12 protein-coding genes are annotated in these 16,258 nt (G+C 68.3%); 6 read left to right on the plus strand and 6 right to left on the minus strand.

Annotation, left to right across the window (positions count from 1 at the left end; genetic code table 11):
* Window positions 1-67: 67 nt before the first annotated feature.
* From ACQR1F_RS17280 to xylB, 3 genes are all read right to left on the minus strand, one after another.
* Window positions 68-1,108 (minus strand): ABC transporter permease subunit, encoded by a 1,041-nt coding sequence (locus ACQR1F_RS17280; RefSeq protein ID WP_315804813.1) that lies wholly within the window; start codon window positions 1,106-1,108, stop codon window positions 68-70.
* Window positions 1,101-2,624, minus strand: coding sequence for a sugar ABC transporter ATP-binding protein (locus tag ACQR1F_RS17285; RefSeq protein ID WP_434913511.1), 1,524 nt, complete (start codon window positions 2,622-2,624; stop codon window positions 1,101-1,103). Before ACQR1F_RS17285 ends, ACQR1F_RS17280 begins: the two co-directional genes overlap by 8 nt.
* 149 nt (window positions 2,625-2,773) lie before the next feature.
* Window positions 2,774-4,219: a xylulokinase gene (xylB, locus tag ACQR1F_RS17290; protein WP_434913512.1), complete on the minus strand. Its 1,446-nt coding sequence runs from the start codon at window positions 4,217-4,219 to the stop codon at window positions 2,774-2,776.
* Between the two features lie 129 nt (window positions 4,220-4,348).
* Between xylB and ACQR1F_RS17295 the strand changes: the two genes are divergently transcribed.
* The 4 genes from ACQR1F_RS17295 (at window position 4,349) to ACQR1F_RS17310 (ending at window position 9,556) form a co-directional block, all read left to right on the plus strand.
* Complete coding sequence (locus ACQR1F_RS17295; protein WP_434895011.1) at window positions 4,349-5,182, plus strand: SDR family oxidoreductase; 834 nt, start codon at window positions 4,349-4,351, stop codon at window positions 5,180-5,182.
* A 172-nt stretch (window positions 5,183-5,354) separates the two neighbouring features.
* On the plus strand, window positions 5,355-6,491 hold the full coding sequence (locus ACQR1F_RS17300) for a diguanylate cyclase domain-containing protein (RefSeq protein WP_434913513.1): 1,137 nt from the start codon (window positions 5,355-5,357) through the stop codon (window positions 6,489-6,491).
* A gap of 94 nt (window positions 6,492-6,585) precedes the next feature.
* Window positions 6,586-7,920, plus strand: coding sequence for an acyclic terpene utilization AtuA family protein (locus ACQR1F_RS17305; RefSeq protein WP_434883570.1), 1,335 nt, complete (start codon window positions 6,586-6,588; stop codon window positions 7,918-7,920).
* An 85-nt stretch (window positions 7,921-8,005) separates the two neighbouring features.
* Entirely contained in the window at window positions 8,006-9,556 is a 1,551-nt protein-coding gene (locus ACQR1F_RS17310; RefSeq protein WP_434913514.1) for a GMC family oxidoreductase, read from the plus strand.
* Between the two features lie 3 nt (window positions 9,557-9,559).
* On the opposite strand, the gene ggt is transcribed toward ACQR1F_RS17310, so the two are convergent.
* Entirely contained in the window at window positions 9,560-11,233 is a 1,674-nt protein-coding gene (gene ggt, locus ACQR1F_RS17315; RefSeq protein ID WP_434913515.1) for a gamma-glutamyltransferase, read from the minus strand.
* 217 nt (window positions 11,234-11,450) lie between these two features.
* Here ggt and ACQR1F_RS17320 point away from each other — a divergent pair, with 217 nt between their 5' ends.
* Both ACQR1F_RS17320 and ACQR1F_RS17325 read left to right on the plus strand, forming a co-directional pair.
* The gene (locus ACQR1F_RS17320) at window positions 11,451-12,944 is read left to right on the plus strand and encodes an amidohydrolase family protein (RefSeq protein ID WP_410051914.1); all 1,494 of its coding nucleotides are present in this window, start codon (window positions 11,451-11,453) and stop codon (window positions 12,942-12,944) included.
* The gene (locus ACQR1F_RS17325; protein ID WP_434890361.1) at window positions 12,941-13,870 is read left to right on the plus strand and encodes a CobW family GTP-binding protein; all 930 of its coding nucleotides are present in this window, start codon (window positions 12,941-12,943) and stop codon (window positions 13,868-13,870) included. The genes ACQR1F_RS17320 and ACQR1F_RS17325 overlap by 4 nt, the downstream gene beginning before the upstream one ends.
* A 16-nt stretch (window positions 13,871-13,886) precedes the next feature.
* Here the strand turns inward: ACQR1F_RS17325 and ACQR1F_RS17330 are convergent, their stop codons facing one another.
* Together ACQR1F_RS17330 and ACQR1F_RS17335 are read right to left on the minus strand one after the other, a co-directional pair.
* The gene (locus ACQR1F_RS17330; protein WP_434913516.1) at window positions 13,887-15,023 is read right to left on the minus strand and encodes a diguanylate cyclase domain-containing protein; all 1,137 of its coding nucleotides are present in this window, start codon (window positions 15,021-15,023) and stop codon (window positions 13,887-13,889) included.
* 93 nt (window positions 15,024-15,116) lie between these two features.
* Window positions 15,117-16,181 (minus strand): J domain-containing protein, encoded by a 1,065-nt coding sequence (locus tag ACQR1F_RS17335; RefSeq protein WP_316216538.1) that lies wholly within the window; start codon window positions 16,179-16,181, stop codon window positions 15,117-15,119.
* Window positions 16,182-16,258: the final 77 nt, after the last annotated feature.

Here is a 16,258-nt window from a genome sequence, read left to right on the forward strand (position 1 = left end):
GCACGGCGGACCAGTGGCCGTGGAAGAATGCGTTGCGGCGGGCCCCGGTGGAGCCCGCCATGTCGACTCAGGTGCGGGCCGAGCCCTGCAGCCGGTAGCGGTCGAGCGCGACGGCACCGATGATCACGAGGCCCTTGATGACGTATTGCCAGATGTCGGACACGCCGACCAGGATGAGCCCGTTCGACAACACCGCGATGATGAGCGCGCCGACCAAGGTGCCCCAGATCGAGCCGATGCCGCCGACGAACGACGTGCCGCCGAGAATGACCGCGGTGATGGCGTCGAGCTCGTAGGACTGGCCGAGCTGCAGGCCGTTCGCCGCATAGAGCCGCGCCGCCTGCATGCCGCCGCCGAGGCCGGCGAGCAGGCCGGACATGCCGTAGACGAAGATCAGCACCGCCCAGACCTTGATGCCGGCGAGCCGCGCCGCGCTCTCATTGCCGCCGACGGCATAGATGTGCACGCCGAGCACGGTCCGGCGCAGGATCAGCCAGGAGCCGAGGATCACGAGCAACGCGATCACCGACAGCCAGGGGATCGAGACGACGCCCGGAATGATCGTCAGCGAGGCGTTGCCGATGAAGGCATAGGGAATGGACGGGTTGAACACGGTGGTGTCGCCACCCATCAGGCGGGCGAGACCGCGCACCGCGGTGAGCGATCCGAGGGTCACGATGAACGGCGGCAGCCGCAACAGCGCGATTAGCGCGCCATTGACGACACCGAAGGCAAGGCCCGTCAGCACCGCGGCCGGCAGCCACAGCGCGCCGAGATCTGGCATCTTCGACAGTGTCAGCCCGGCCATCGCCGCGGCGGCCAGGATCGAGCCGACCGAGAGATCGATGCCGCCGGTCAGGATGACAAAGGTCATCCCGGCGGCGAGCACGGTGTTGACCGCGGCCTGCTGCAGCACGATGCCGAGATTCTGTCCGGTGAAGAAGCGTCCCTCCGACAGCAGGTGGAAGCCGACGCAAAGGATGAGCAGCACCGGCAGCATGCCGGCGGCGCGGATCATCAGCCGCAGCCGCTGCTGCTTGTTGTCCGACGCGGACGGCAGGCCGGATGAAGGCGCGGTCTTGGCTTGCGACGAACTGTTGTCAGGCATCGACGTGCTCCGTCCCGGTGGCCAGCGCCATGATGTCTTCCTGGGTGATGGGTGATGTCGTGCTCTGCTGCAGCTCGCCGGCCAGGTGCCCTTCGCGCATCACCAGCACGCGGTCGCAGATGCCGAGGATCTCCGGCAAATCGGACGAGATCACCAGGATCGCGGTGCCCGACTTGGCGAGATTGTCGATGATCGAATAGATCTCGGACTTGGCGCCGACGTCGACGCCGCGCGTCGGCTCGTCCAGGATCAGGACCTTCGGCGCGGTCGCAAGCAGGCGCGACAGCAGCACCTTCTGCTGATTGCCGCCCGACAGCCCGCCGACGGTGACGCCGGGATTGGGGGCGCGGATGCCGAGCGCGGCGAATGCTTCGTCGGCGCGCGTCTTCGCCTTGTCGCGATCGAGAATGCCGCCGAGCTTCGCGTCGCGTCCGATCACGACGAGGTTGATGTTGTCGGCGCAGGACATGTCGAGAAACAGGCCCAGCGCCTTCCGGTCCTCGGTCAGATAGGCGATCCCGGCATCGAGCGCATCGCGCGGCGTGTCGATGCTGACTTTCTCGCCGTCGAGCTCGATGTGTCCGGTCGTCTTCGGCGCGGCGCCGATGATGAGATGCGCGAGCTCGGTGCGTCCGGCGCCGATCAGCCCGGCGAGGCCGACCACCTCGCCGGCATGAACGGTCAGCGAGCAGTTCTTGACGCGATGGCCGTCGCCGAGATCGACGGCGCTGAGCACCGCGCGGTCACGCTTGGCGTGCGGGTCGTGATCCTTCTTGTAGAACGACGACACGTCGCGGCCGACCATCATGCGGACGATGCTGTCGGCGCGGATCTCCGGCTTGTCGAGCGAGCCGACCAGCCGGCCGTCGCGCAGCACGGTGACGCGGTCGCCGAGCGCATAGACCTCGTCCATGCGATGCGAGATGTAGATGATGGCGAGCCCCTCGGCGCGCAGCTGGCGGATCAGCGCGAACAGCTTCTCGCTCTCGCCGGCTGACAGGGAGGTCGTCGGCTCGTCCATGATCAGGATCTTGGATCGTGCATGCAGCGCGCGGGCAATCTCCACCAGCTGGCGTTGGCCCATCGACAACTCGGCCACCAAGGTGGAGGCGGTGAAATCGGCGCCGAGCCGGTCCAGGATCGGTCCAGCGCCCTCGCGCATGGTGCTGCGCGCGAGCAGGCCGCTCTGCGACAGCTCGCGCCCGAGATAGATGTTTTCGGCGACCGTCAGGTTCGGCGCCAGCGACAACTCCTGGTAGATGATCGAAATGCCGGCGTTGCGGCCGCCCATCGGCCCTTCGATGCGCACCGGCCGGCCCTCGATGCGGATCTCACCGCCGGGATCCGGGCGATAGGCGCCGGAGAGAATCTTCATCAGCGTGGATTTGCCGGCACCGTTTTCGCCCATCAGCGCATGGACTTCGCCGGCGTAGACGGTGAGGTCGACCTTGTGCAGGGCCTTGATGGTGAAGAATGACTTCGACACCCCTCGCATCTCGAGGATCGGACCGCTCATCGTGCCTCCCAATGCACGTCGTCTTGTCGTCCGCGGCTCGTTGATCGCTGGCGCGGGGTAGCCATTAAACTAGAGGCTGTTGCCGAATACAATATGAAAGAGACGCCGCTGCAACGCGTCGCCGCGACGAATGCCTTTCGGAGATCGGGTTAGCTCGGCCGACGATAGAGCTGTTGCCAGCGCGGCCGCCGCTCGGCATAGGCTGCCGACAGCGCGACGTCCGGCGCGAAGGTCCGCACGCGCGCCGGCGGCGTGCAGACCGCGCCGATGTCCTCGCCGGTAACGGCAAGACGTGCCAGCCGGGCCGCGCCGAAGGCGGCGCCGGTCTCGCCCTCGGCCAGCCGATGAACGGGAATGCCGAGGACATCAGCCAGGATCGCCAGCCAGAGGTCGGAGCGCGATCCGCCGCCGATCGCATCCGCTTCGGCAATCACGAGGCCGGTTTCCCTCAGCGCGTCGCGGCAGTCGGCCAGGGCGAAGGCCACGCCCTCGAGCACCGCCTGGACGATGACGCTGCGATCTGTCGCATGGCTCAGGCCGTCGAGCAGGCCGCGGGCATGGGGATCGTCATGCGGCGTCCGCTCGCCCGCGAGATAGGGCAGGAAGCTGACCGGCGACGGCGCGGCGGGCCGTGTGCCCAGCGGGGCAAGCAGCTCCGTTTCGCTCGCGCCGAGCAGCCGCGCGACCCAGGCGAGGCATGAGGCCGCCGACAGCATCGCGCCGGCCTGCAGCCACATCGCAGGGACGGCATGACAGAAGGTGTGAACGACGCGCTCGGGATTGGCCGTGGCGGCGTCGACCGGCGTGATCACGGCGCCGGACGTGCCGAGCGTGATGAAAGTGGCGCCCGGCCTGACGGCGCCGATGCCGACGGCACCGGCCGGGTTGTCGCCCGCGCCGCCCGCGAAGGCCGGACGCTTCGTCATGCCCCAGCGTTCCGCGAGGTCGCTGCGCAACCGGCCCGCCGGCGCGCAGCCTTCGACGAGGCGCGGCATCTGCGCACGCGTCAGGCCGGTGGCGGCGAGGCCCTCGTCCGACCAGTCGCGCCCGACGACATCGAGCCAGAGCGAGCCGGACGCATCGGACATGTCCTCGATCGCATCGCCCGTCAGCACCAGCCGGACATAGGCCTTTGGCAGCAGAACCAGCCGCGTGGCCGCGAAGATCTCGGGCTCGTGCGCCGCGATCCACATCAGCTTCGGCGCGGCAAAACCAGGCATCGCCTTGTTGCCGGTGATCGTGCGCAAGGCGGGCCAGCGCTGCTCCAGCGCGACGCATTCCCGCTCCGACCGCCCGTCGTTCCAGAGAATGCAGGGCCGCAACGGATTCATCGCGGCATCGAGCAGCACCGGGCCATGCATCTGGCCCGACAGGCCGATGGCGTCCACCGCCGCCAACGCGCCGGGATGATCGGCCTTGAGCGCATCGAGCGTGGCGAACACCGCGGCGATCCAGGCGGCGGGGTCCTGCTCGGCCCAGCCGGGTCGCGGCACGTCCATCGTCAAGGCGTGGCTGCTGCTCGCAACGACGCGCTGCGCATCATCGACGATGATCGTCTTGACCGCGGATGTTCCAAGATCGATGCCGAGATACATGACGTCTCACGCGTGCGTGCGCAGTGACGGATAGGGAGTGGAGCGATACCAGACTCCTGATAGCCTTGTCATCCGAACGCGAGTCATCGTAGCGCGAGCGAGGCGAGCTCATTTTCAGGGAGTCGAGACATGGAGCCATCTGACCAACCAGCCGAACGGGCGTCGCGCCTGGTCGGGCACTACGCGCTGGTGACCGGTGCGGCCCAAGGCATCGGCCGCGCGATCGCGGTGCGCTTTGCCGAGGAGGGCGCGCATGTCGCGATCAATTTCGGCGGTCCGTCGCCATCGGGCGATGAGACCCTGGCGCTGGTGCACGCGGCCTCCGCCGCGCATGGTCACGGCGCGCGCGATCATTTCGCCGTGAAGGCCGACATCGGCGTCGAGGCCGAGATCGCCGAGATGTTCGAGACCGTGCTGACGCGCTGGCCCCGGCTCGACTGCCTGGTCAACAATGCCGGCTTCCAGCGGGAATCGCCGAGCGAGGCGCTCGACGTCGACGCCTATCGCAATATCCTCGATGTCAATCTCAACGGCGCGGTGCTGTGCGCGCGTCATGCGCTGGCGCATTTCGTCGCGCGCGGCGGCGGCAACATCATCAATACGTCGAGCGTGCACCAGATCATTCCGAAGCCCGGCTATCTCGCTTATTCGATCAGCAAGAGCGCGATGGCGGGCCTCACCCGGACCCTCGCGCTCGAATTCGCCGGCCGCGGCATCCGCGTCAATTCGGTCGGGCCCGGCGCGGTCGACACGCCGATCAACGCCGCCTGGACCGATGACCCCGCCAAGCGCGCGGCGGTCGAGTCCCACATTCCGATGGGGCGGGTGGCGAGCCCGGAAGAGATCGCCGGCGTGTTCGCCTTTCTCGCCTCAGCCGAGGCGAGCTACATCACCGGACAGACGATCTATGCCTGCGGCGGCATCACGCTGTTCGGCGAGTTCCGCGACAATTGGGCGAGCTGATCCGACGCCCTGTGTCGCTCTGGCGCGTCATGCGCTGGCATCATTCGCATTTTCAGGGTTGCGGTGAGCATCTCTTAAGCATCCGCGGCGCATGGCAGCCCTTCGCGGGTGCAGCGAGATTTCGTTAAGGCGTGGGTACGAGAGTGCGCGCAATTGCCGAAACGGAATTGCGATGCATCGATTGGACCCGGACATTCGTCGCGACCTCGCGCACCTGCTGTACAGCTCGATGCCGCTGGTCGGGACGATCGCGGTCGCGGCCGTCGTGATCGGCAGCGTGATGGCCTGGGTGGCGCACGATCCGGGCTACGCCGCGATCACGGTGGCGCTGCTGGTGATCGGCGCGCTGCGCGTGGTCAAGCTGCGGATGTTCGCCGCGCGCTTCGATCGGCTCGATCACGACGCCATCATTCGCTGGGAACGCCTCTACGGCCTCGGCGCCGCCGCCTTCGGTCTGGCCATCGGTGCGCTGTCGGCCCGCGCGTTCCAGATCGGCGACGGGCCCGGGATCTGGATGTGCTTCGGCCTGTCGATGGCGTTCTGTGTCGGCATCGTGTCGCGCGTCAGCCCGTGGATCGTCATGACCTCGTCGGCGGTGCTGCTGATCCCGACCGTCATCGCCTGCCTGATGCAGCCCGAGCCGGTCTACCGGATGGGCGCCGGCATGGTCGTGCTGTTCTGGATCACGCTGCGCGGGACGTCCTATCGGCTGACGGCCGCCTTCACCGAGCGGATCATGGCCGAGCAGGCGCTGGCGCGGCAGGCGCTGCGCGATTTCCTCACCGGCCTGCCGAACCGGGCTGCATTCATCGCCGCGCTCGGCCGGTGCGATCGTCCCGTGGCGATCATTGCGGTCGATCTCGACGGCTTCAAGCTCGTCAATGACCGGTTCGGCCATCAGGCCGGCGACGAGCTGTTGTGCCAGGTCGGCGCACGCCTGCAGGATTGCCTCGGCGAAGCCGGCCTGGCGGCGCGGTTCGGCGGTGACGAGTTCATGCTGCTGCTGCCCGCAGCCGGACGTGACGCCGCGCTCGCGCTCGCGCAAGCCGCGGTGACGGCGCTGTCGCGTCCCTTCACGCTGGCTGGAACGCGCGTGCAGATCGGCGCCAGCGCCGGCGTTCTGGTCGCGGGGGATCGGCGGGCGGATACGGAAGCGCTGCTCGGCCAGGTCGATCGCGCGCTCTATGCCGCCAAGCGCGCCGGCGGCCAGCGATGGTGCTGGGCGGACGAGCACATGGCCGTTGCCGTCGCATGCACGGCGAGCAGCGCGGCCCCGACGCTGGCGCTCGCGGATGAGCAGCATGCCTGATCGTCTGATGCGGACGTTGGCAACGTCGCACCGCGGCCGCTAATGTGGCCGGCAGAAGCCGACGAACGGCGCATGATGTCAGGAGGAGCGGCCGATGCGAAGCATCAGGATCGGCGCCGGCGCGGGCTATTCCGGCGACCGGATCGAGCCCGCGGTGGAGCTCGCGGCGAAGGGCGGCCTGAACTATCTCGTGTTCGAATGCCTTGCGGAGCGCACGATCGCGCTGGCGCAGCAGGCGCGCATGAAGGATCCGGCCGCCGGCTATGATCCGCTGCTGGCGGCGCGCATGCAGGCGGTGCTGCCGATCTGCCGCGCCAACAAGGTCCGTATCGTCACCAACATGGGCGCCGCCAATCCGGTCGCCGCGGCCGAAGCCACCCGCGCCATCGCGCGCCAGCTTGGATTGACGGGGCTGAAGATCGCGGCCGTGACCGGCGACGATGTTCTGGAGCCGTTGAAGACAGCGGATGTCGTGCTCGACACCGGCGACACGATCCATGCCCTCGGCAATCGCGTCGTCTCCGCCAACGCCTATGTCGGCGCGGGCGCGATCGCGGAGGCGCTCGCGGGCGGAGCCGATGTCGTGATCACCGGGCGCGCCGCCGATCCGGCGCTGTTCCTCGGCCCCCTGATTCATGAGTTCGGCTGGGCTTTGGACGATTGGGACCGGCTCGGGCAGGGCACCGTCGTCGGTCATCTGCTCGAATGCGCCGGCCAGATCACCGGCGGCTATTTCGCCGATCCCGGACTCAAGGACGTTCCCGATCTCGCCCGGCTCGGCTTTCCGATCGGTGAGGTGCGCGAGGATGGCGAACTGATCGTGACCAAGGTCGCGGGCTCCGGCGGCTGCGTCACGCCGGCAACGGTGAAGGAGCAGTTGCTCTATGAGATCCACGATCCCGCGCAATATTTCCAGCCCGACGTCGTGGCGGATTTCTCGCAGGTGACCGTCGAGGAGCTCGGTGCGGACCGGGTCAGGGTGGTCGGCGGCCGCGGCCGGCCGAAGACGGGACTGCTGAAGACCTCGGTCGGCTATCTCGACTCCTATGTCGGCGAGGGGCAGATCTCCTATGCCGGTCCCGGTGCCGTCGCGCGCGGCCGCCTCGCGCTCGACATCGTCCGCGAGCGTCTCGCGCTCACCGGCGTGGCGGTGAGCGAGCTGCGCTGCGACCTGATCGGGCTGAATGCGCTGCATGGCGACGAGCGCGCAGAGGGTGCCGAGCCCCATGAGGTGCGCATTCGTGTCGCCGGGCGGACCGAGACGATGGCGGAGGCGATCCGCATCGGCAACGAGGTCGAGACGCTCTACACCAATGGCCCGGCCGGCGGCGGCGGCGCCTGGAAATCGGCGCGCGAGGTAATCGCCGTGGCCTCCTGTCTCGTGGCCGAGGATGCGCCGCAGCTCTGCGTCGGCATGCTGGTGGCCTGAGTTTTCGAGGGCTTCACGGATCGCTCGCGGCAGCGCAAGCTGGCCGTCATGATTGCGATGCCAGAGAACAGCGGGAATTCAGTTCATGCATGACGTCATTGTGGTCGGCGGCGGCTCCGCGGGGGCGGCCGTGGCTGCACGCCTGTCAGAAGACGCCCGGACGCGGGTCCTGCTGCTCGAGGCCGGCGCCGACTGGCGGGCGGACGAGGCGCCGTGGGAGATCGTGACGCCGAACCCGATTCCGATCATCCATGATCGCGCCTTCCAGGAGACATGGCAGTGGCCGCAGCTGATGTCCCGCCGCGTCGCCGGGCAGGACATGCGCTTCTACTGGCGCGGCAAGGGGCTGGGAGGCAGCTCGATGATGAACGGCCAGATCGCGATCCGCGGCGTGGCCGATGCGTTCGACGAATGGGCGGCCAATGGCTGCACGGGATGGTCGGCCAAGGACATCATGCCGCTGTTCGCGATGATCGAGGACGATCTCGCGCTCGGTGATCGCGAGGGTCACGGCCGCGGCGGGCCGCTTCCGGTCTACCGCGTACCGCCTGACACATGGGGGCCGATCGACCGCGGCCTGCGCGATGCCGCGCTGGCGAGCGGTTATCCCTGGTGCGACGATCTCAACGGGCCTGACGGCGAGGGCGTCGCCTGCTATCCGATCAACAGCCGCAATGGCCGGCGCATCTCCACCAACGAGGCCTATCTGGAGCCGGCCCGCGGCCGTTCGAACCTCGAGATCCGCGGGCGGGCGCTGGTCGAGCGGCTGCTGATCAGTGACGGCAGGACGACCGGCGTGCGCGTCCATGTCGAGGGTGAGGGCGTGAAGGACATCGCGGCGCGCGAGGTCGTGCTGTGCGCCGGCGCCATCCATAGTCCGGCGATCCTGCTGCGCTCGGGCATCGGCCCCGCGGCGGATCTGCAGGCGCTCGGCATCGCCGTGCTGCGCGATCTTCCCGTGGGACGGCACTTCTTCGATCATCCGCTGTTCCGCACCACCATTCAATTGCGCGACGCGCTGCGTCCGACCGATCGCGACACCCGCCACACCAATTGCTGCGTCACCTACTCGTCGGGCCTCGCCGGCGGCGGCAAGCGCGACATGATCCTGATCGCGTTCAATCATCGCGGCATCGGTGTGCCCGGCGCGATCGGCGCCGGCCTGTTCAACGCCTTCTCGCGCGGTACGCTCAAGCTCGCCTCGACCGATCCGCGCGTGGATCCGATCGTCGAGGAGAACATGCTGGCCGATGTCAGCGACATCGCGCGGATGCGCGATGCGGTGAAGCGGCTGGCGCCGATCACGGTGCAGCCGGCGCTGCACGACATCGCCGACTGGATTCGCCTCGGCGATACGGAGTTCACCTTGCCGCAGGCGGCTGCGCTGCCCGATGCCGAGCTCGATGCGCTGCTGCGGCAGGTCACCGGCGACATCCAGCATGCCGCCGGGAGCTGCCGCATGAGCGGCTTCACCGATGACGATGGCGTGGTCGATCCGGACGGCCGCGTGAAGGGCATTGCCGGCCTGCGCGTCGCCGACGCCTCGATCATGCCGTCGGACTGCCGCGCCAACACGCATTTCACCACCGTCGTGATCGGCGAGGCGATCGCGCGGATGATGCGAGAGCGCCTGTAGAGCTCACGCGATGGCGAAGCGGAGCCCGGCGCGGGCGCGCCCGCCGGAGATCGCGATCGGCGTGCCGTCGGCGCGCCAGCACGCGGCACCCGTCAGTGTGCCGTCGTCGCCGAACGCGATCGCGTTCATGCCGCCGGCCACGACCGGCTCGCGCCTGATCTCGTGGCCGCGTCCGGCGAGCTCCTGCGCCACATGGTCGGGGAAGGCCGGCTCCAGCTCGAGCTCGCCGCCCTGCGTCCACAGCCGCGGCGCCTCGACCGCCTCCTGCAGCGACATGCCGTGGTCGATCAGGTTGACCAGCGCCTGGAAGGCCGAAGGAAAGATGCGCAAGCCCCCGGGCAGGCCGAGCGCATAGCGCAAGCGGCCGTCGCGCAGCGCCATCATCGGCGCCATCGAGGTGAAGACGCGCTTGCCCGGCTGGATCGACAGCGCGCGGCCCGGATGCGGATCGAAATTATACATGTAGTTGTTGGCGGTCATGCCGGTGCCCGGGATCTGTACGCAGGCGCCGAACAGGCCGTTGATGGTCTGGGTCGCCGCGACGACGTTGCCCGCGGCATCGGCGACCGTGACATGGGTGGTGTTGGCGGACTCCGTCGGCGCAAGCCCAGGACCGAAGCTCCGTGCCCGGCGCATGTCGATCTCTGCCCGCCGCTCGGCGGCATAGGTCTTGGATGTTAGCCGCGCGACCGGCACGTCGACGAATGCAGGATCGGCGGTGGCGACCGCCCGATCGGCGAAGGCGATCTTCAGCGCTTCGGCGAGCAGATGGGCGCCGTCGGCCGAGCCGAAGCCGAGCCCGCCGACGTCGAAGCCCTCGAGGATGTTCAGCATCTGCACGATGTGCACGCCGCCGGACGAGGGCGGCGGGGGGCCGATGATCTCATGGCCGCGATAGAGCCCGCGGATCGGCGCGCGCTCGATCACCGCGTAGGCGGCGAGGTCGGCCGCATCGATCAGGCCGCCACTTTGGGCCATGTAGTTGGCCAGCGCGATCCCGAGCGGACCGCCGTAGAGAGCGTCCGGACCGTGCTCCGCGATCAGCCGCAGCGAGCGGGCATAGTCGGTCTGGATCACGCGGGCGCCGGGCCTGACCGGCGTGCCGTCCGGCAGGAACAGCGCGGCGAGATGCGGATCGCGCGCGAGGTCGTCCGCGACCAGCCGCACGCAATCGTTGAGATAGGGACTGGCGATGAAGCCGTGCTCGGCGAGCCGGATCGCCGGCGCCATCACGTCGGCCAGCGGCAGCCGGCCGAAGCGCGCCAGGGCCTCGCACCATCCCTTCAGCGCACCGGGCACGGCGACCGCGAGCGCGCCTGCGACATTGCGGCGGCCGCGCGTCTCGCGCGCCAGCGCGATCTCGTCGGAGACCGGATCATACATTCCTGGCGTGGCGCGCCGCGGCGCGGTGCTCAATCCGTCGAGCACGATGTGCCGTCCATCCGCAAGGCGGATGTGCGACAGGCCGCCGCCCAGAATGCCGACCATCATCGGCTCGACCACCGTCAGCGCGAACAGTGCGGCGACCGCGGCATCGATCGCGTTGCCGTCGCGCATCAGCATCTCGGCGCCGGCGCTGGAGGCGAGCGGATGGTTGGTGACGACCATCCCGCGCGCGCCGGTCGCCGGCTGCTTCTCGCAGGTGAAGTCGGCGATGCGCCGTGTGGGCGAATCCATTCGGGTCTCCTCTGTCGAACGGCGGATGCCGAGAGGTCGTTGTTCGCAATCCTGACCGATCGCTTGCGCAAGGGGAAGAGCGGGGGCGGCAGGTCGACGAACTGATAAGTGCGCCACGCATGGCTCGGAGAGAATCGATCTCTCCCGCCGCGTTCTCATCTTCGCGCATCTGTGTTAGGGCTTTCGGCAGTTCCACTTCGCGAGCCCAGCTGATTTCATGCCTCACTACGATCTGATCATTCGCGGCGGTCGCGTGCTCGACCCGGAAACGAAGCTCGACGCCACGGCCGATGTCGCCATCAAGGATGGCGCAATTGCTGCCGTGGGCGATGTCGGCGGGGCTGCCGATCAGGTGGTCGATGCGGCTGGCCTCGCCGTCGTACCCGGCTTCATCGATCTGCACGCCCACGGCCAGTCGCTGCCGGCGGACCGCATGCAGGCGTTCGACGGCGTCACCACGACGCTCGAGCTCGAGATCGGCGTGATGCCGGTGGCGCGCTGGTATGACGAGCAGGCGGCGATCGGCCGCCTTCTGAATTACGGCGCAGCGTCGGGCTGGGTGTTCGCGCGCATCGCGACGATGACGACCCAGCAGACCGCGTCCAACATCGCCGGCATGGGCGAGGCGATGCGCGACAAGCGATGGGTCGAGGAGGTCGCGACCGCGGCCGAGACCGCCGAGATCGTCGAGCGCACCCGGCAGGGTCTGGAGCAGGGCGGTCTCGGCATCGCCTTCCCGAATGCCTACGCGCCCGGCACCGGCATGAAGGAGCTGTCGGAGCTGTGCAGCCTGGCGGCCAGGCACGACGTGCCGACCTATACGCACATCGCCTACATGTCGAACGTCGATCCGCGCAGCTCGGTCGATGCCTACACGCGGCTGATCGGGCTGGCCGGCTCGACCGGCGCCCACATGCACATCTGCCATTTCAACAGCACGAGCCTGCAGGATGTCGAGCGCTGCGCCGAACTGGTGCAGACCGCGCAGAAGCAGGGCCTGAAGGTCACGACTGAAGCCTATCCCTACGGCACCGGCTCGACCGTGGTTGGCGCCGGCTTCTTCGCCGACCCCGCGTTCTGCCAGCGCATGGGCACCGGCTATGACGCGATCGAGATGGTGGCCGAGCGCCATCGGCTCGGCAGCCGCGACGAATTGCTCGCGCGGCAGCAGGACGATCCTGGCGCATTGGTGCTGATCCATTTCCTCGATGTCGCCGTCAACCAGCGCCACCGCGACCTGCTCGACGTCTCCGTGCTGTTTCCGGGCGGCGCCATCGCTTCCGATGCAATGCCGTGGATCCTGTCCAACGGTACCGACTACACCGGCGACGCCTGGCCGCTGCCGGATGACGCGGTGTCGCATCCGCGCTCATCGGCGACGTTCACCAAATTCCTGCGCGAATGGGTGCTGGACCGCAAGGCGGTGCCGCTGATGGAGGGCCTCGCCAAGTGCACGCTGATTCCGGCCCGGATTCTGGAACCGTCGACGCCCGCGATGCGCAAGAAGGGACGGCTGCAGGCCGGCTGCGACGCCGACATCGCGGTGCTCGATCTCGTGGGCCTGCGTGACCGCGCCGACTTCCTCAACATGAACCGGCCGTCCGAGGGCGTGAGGCATCTGCTTGTCAATGGCCGCGCGGTCATCGCCAATGGCGAGCTCGTTCGCGACGTCAGGCCGGGACAGGCCGTGCGCCGTCCGGTCCTGTCATGAACGTCCCGGTCCTGCTGGTTGCCGGCTCGCTCGGCGCCGGCAAGACGACCCTGCTCAATCATCTGCTCGCCAATCCGGGCGGGCGGCGCATCGCCGCCGTTGTCAACGACTTCGGCGCGGTCGACATCGACGCGCAACTGCTCGGCACTGTCACGGAAGGAGTGATCAGCCTCAAGAACGGCTGCATCTGCTGCTCGCTGCAGGGCGACCTGCTGCGCACGCTGTCCTCCGTCATCAAGCGCGATCCGGCACCCGATGCGATCGTGATCGAAACATCGGGCATCTCCGATCCCGCCGAGATCATCCGCAGCCTGATGGATCCCGTGATCTTCAGGGTCGCGCCGCTGGAGACCGTGGTCACGCTGGTCGATCCGCAGCGGCTGCGCGATGATCCCGGGATCGCGCAGGACGCGCTGTGGCGCTCGCAACTGCGCGCCGCCGATTTCGTGCTGCTGACCAAGGCCGATCTGCTCGACCGCGCCGCGCTCGATGCGGTCCGCGGCGTCGTCGGCGGCATCAAGCCGCAATCGGCGATCTTCGAGATATCGCATGGCGTCGTCGCGCCGGACCTGCTGTTCAGCCGCGACATTCGCGCGCCGCGAGAGCTACCCAAGCAGGTGCCGACGATGTCGCAACCTTTCGCAACCCTCACCTGGACCTCCCGTGCTCCGCTGTCGCTGGCCCGCTTCCAGCAGGTGATCGGAAAGCTCGCGCCGCGCACCCTGCGCATCAAGGGCATCCTGCTGTTCACCGACCATCCGGGACAGCCGATCCTGTTTCAGTCGGTGGCGACGCGTGGCACCTTGGCGCCGTCGCCGGTGTCGCCCGCCGATGGCCTCACGGCGCAGCTCGTGCTGATCGGACGCGAAGGTGAGCTCGACGCCGGGGAGATCGACGCGCTGCTGCGCGAGGTGATCGTCGCCTGAGATCGAAGGCCGCGCGTCAGCCCGCCTGCCGCAACGCGCCGTCCGCAGCTTCGGCCCAGGTGCAGCAGCCGCCCCCGGCGCGCTTGGCGGCGTAGAGTGCGCTGTCGACCTGGCGCAGAACCTCGTCCATGGACTCGTCCGTGAGCGGCCGGTCGTTCACCAGCAGGCCGGCGCTGGCGCCGATCACCACGGGAATGTCGGACAGCAGGAACGGCATCGACAGCGAGCGGACCGCCTCGCGCGCGAGCGCCAGCGCCTCGTCGCGTCCGTCCGTGCCGCTCGCCACCGGCTTCAGCAGCATGAACTCATCGCCGCCGAAGCGCGCGGCGAGACCGCCCCGGCCGACACAGCTCGACAGCCGGGCTGCGACCTGACGCAGCAGGTCGTCGCCGGCGTGGTGACCGTGGCGGTCGTTGACGGGCTTGAAGCCATCGAGATCGATGGCAACGATCGCGACAGTCCCGGTCGTGCGTTCAAGCGCAGCCAGGAAGGCCGCCCGGTTGGGCAGGTCGGTCAGGAAATCATGGTTGGCCTGGCGGGCCAGCGCGTGCTTGGCCTCGAGCCGCTCGATGAACGCGGTGCTGAGATGGCGCGAGGCTTCGCGGATCGAGAACCAGAACAGCACCAGCAGGACGGCCCCGAGCTGATAGGGCAGCTCGGGGCGCATCAGCCCCGCGATCAGCGTGGGGGCGAGCAGCACGGCGGTAGTCGTCAGCACGACCCACGGGCGGATCGCCGCGCGCGACACCATGCCGACGCAATAGGACATCGACAGGCCGAACGCGATCCATGCGCCCGGAGCATCGTCGAGCTGGAACGCGCGGAAGGTGAGAGCGCCGAGCGCAAGGCCGAAGGCGGCGGCGCCCGCGGCGTACACCTTCTCCCACAGGATCACGTCGCGATCGGACAGGCGTCCCGCATATTGTTTGTAGCGCAGCAGGCTGACCACGCGACCGATGGCGTTGACGATGATCGCGAATGAGATCGCGATGTATCCGGGATCGCCGTGCAGGACCGCAAGCGTGACCGAGCCGGTGATGGCGGCCGCGTTGATCGACATGACCTGCGGCAGAGACGTGTACAGCAGATCGACGAGCTCGCGCCGGATCGCCGGGTTCGGATGGATGAATCTGGAAAGCAGCCCGTGTCCCATGGGACCACCATGGGACACCTTTCCTAACAGTTGATGGGCGCGAACGATTCGCGCGACGAAGGTTCGGAGTTACCTTAAATCTTCGTCAATCGCTCAGGGCGCGCGGCTGGGGTCGCTGGTTGGATAGACCGGCGTCGCCGTCGACATCCGCGAGGGCATCGGCGCCGCCGCCGCCATTTTCGGCGCCTCTGCCTTCGGCGTTTCCGCCTTGATGTCGGATTTTGGCGGGTCGAGCTTCAGCGGCCGCAGCGGCTGACGCTTCGCCATCGCGTCGAGCACGGCGCGGTTCGTCTTCTCGATGCGCTTTGCGGCCGCGACGTCGGCAAAGGCCCGGTCGAATTTGCGCATGCGATAGAACACGATGCCGCGGTCGATATAGGCCTCATGGTAGCGGGGATCGAGCTGGATCGCCGCGTCGAGATCGGCCAGCGCCGCCGCGAAATCGCCTTTCTGGAACGCGGCCATGCCGCGATCGTGATGGGCCTGGGCCTCGTTCGAGGCCGTACCCCCGGCGAGCATGGCATCTGCTCCGCATGGTGCGGTGGCGCCTGCCGCACAGGGCGCGCGATCCTGCTCGGCCGAATAGACCACGTCGACCTTGCTGGCCCGCAGCGGCAGTGGCTCGGTGGACGCCGCGTTGTTGCTGCCCGATGCGTTTCCGACCGTTGTGCCGGCAGCCGCCTCGTTGCCTGCGGCCGCGTCGACGGCCGTCGCCGTATCGGTGGGGCCATCGATCGGCTTGGCGGGAACCTCGTTCGGCTTCACCTTGTTGGTGGCAACCACGATCGGCTCGAGCGGCGCGACGGACGCCGAGGACATGTGCGTGAACAGCAGGTAGCCCGTCAGCGCCAAGGCGGACGCCCCGGCCAGCGCCATCACGCCGGACGCGACCGTGTGAACCCTGGCGACGACCGCGAGCTTGGAATCCTGCCGATGCTCGTCCTGCGCGGCGCCGAGCAGCCGGTCATAGGCCGTGCGCTGCTCCTTGTCGCCGAGAATGTCGTTGGCGCGGATGATCTGTCGAAACCGCAGCGCGGCGTCCGGATCGCCGGGATTGACGTCGGGGTGGCTCTCTTTGACCGCTTTGCGGAAGGCCGCCCGGATATCGTCAGCGTCATCGTCCGGAAGAGCTCCGAGTAAATCGTAAAGCGTCTTCATCGCCGTTCTCGCTGCAGGCTTCCCTCGTCTCCGATCGAAATTCCTACGGCGAATTTACGCTGGAGCACTCGTACTAA

Origin of the sequence: Bradyrhizobium sp. HKCCYLS3013 (genome assembly GCF_051167615.1) — a bacterium.
Taxonomy (GTDB): domain Bacteria; phylum Pseudomonadota; class Alphaproteobacteria; order Rhizobiales; family Xanthobacteraceae; genus Bradyrhizobium.

What these genes read in the sequence shown, in the direction of transcription:
- ACQR1F_RS17280 (WP_315804813.1), bottom strand. Translation starts at nt 1,108, where the DNA reads ATGCCTGACAACAGTTCGTCGCAAGCCAAGACCGCGCCTTCATCCGGC.
- xylB (WP_434913512.1), bottom strand. Translation starts at nt 4,219, where the DNA reads ATGTATCTCGGCATCGATCTTGGAACATCCGCGGTCAAGACGATCATC.
- ACQR1F_RS17330 (WP_434913516.1), bottom strand. Translation starts at nt 15,023, where the DNA reads ATGGGACACGGGCTGCTTTCCAGATTCATCCATCCGAACCCGGCGATC.
- ACQR1F_RS17320 (WP_410051914.1), top strand. Translation starts at nt 11,451, where the DNA reads ATGCCTCACTACGATCTGATCATTCGCGGCGGTCGCGTGCTCGACCCG.
- ACQR1F_RS17300 (WP_434913513.1), top strand. Translation starts at nt 5,355, where the DNA reads ATGCATCGATTGGACCCGGACATTCGTCGCGACCTCGCGCACCTGCTG.
- ggt (WP_434913515.1), bottom strand. Translation starts at nt 11,233, where the DNA reads ATGGATTCGCCCACACGGCGCATCGCCGACTTCACCTGCGAGAAGCAG.
- ACQR1F_RS17310 (WP_434913514.1), top strand. Translation starts at nt 8,006, where the DNA reads ATGCATGACGTCATTGTGGTCGGCGGCGGCTCCGCGGGGGCGGCCGTG.
- ACQR1F_RS17335 (WP_316216538.1), bottom strand. Translation starts at nt 16,181, where the DNA reads ATGAAGACGCTTTACGATTTACTCGGAGCTCTTCCGGACGATGACGCT.
- ACQR1F_RS17295 (WP_434895011.1), top strand. Translation starts at nt 4,349, where the DNA reads ATGGAGCCATCTGACCAACCAGCCGAACGGGCGTCGCGCCTGGTCGGG.
- ACQR1F_RS17285 (WP_434913511.1), bottom strand. Translation starts at nt 2,624, where the DNA reads ATGAGCGGTCCGATCCTCGAGATGCGAGGGGTGTCGAAGTCATTCTTC.
- ACQR1F_RS17305 (WP_434883570.1), top strand. Translation starts at nt 6,586, where the DNA reads ATGCGAAGCATCAGGATCGGCGCCGGCGCGGGCTATTCCGGCGACCGG.
- ACQR1F_RS17325 (WP_434890361.1), top strand. Translation starts at nt 12,941, where the DNA reads ATGAACGTCCCGGTCCTGCTGGTTGCCGGCTCGCTCGGCGCCGGCAAG.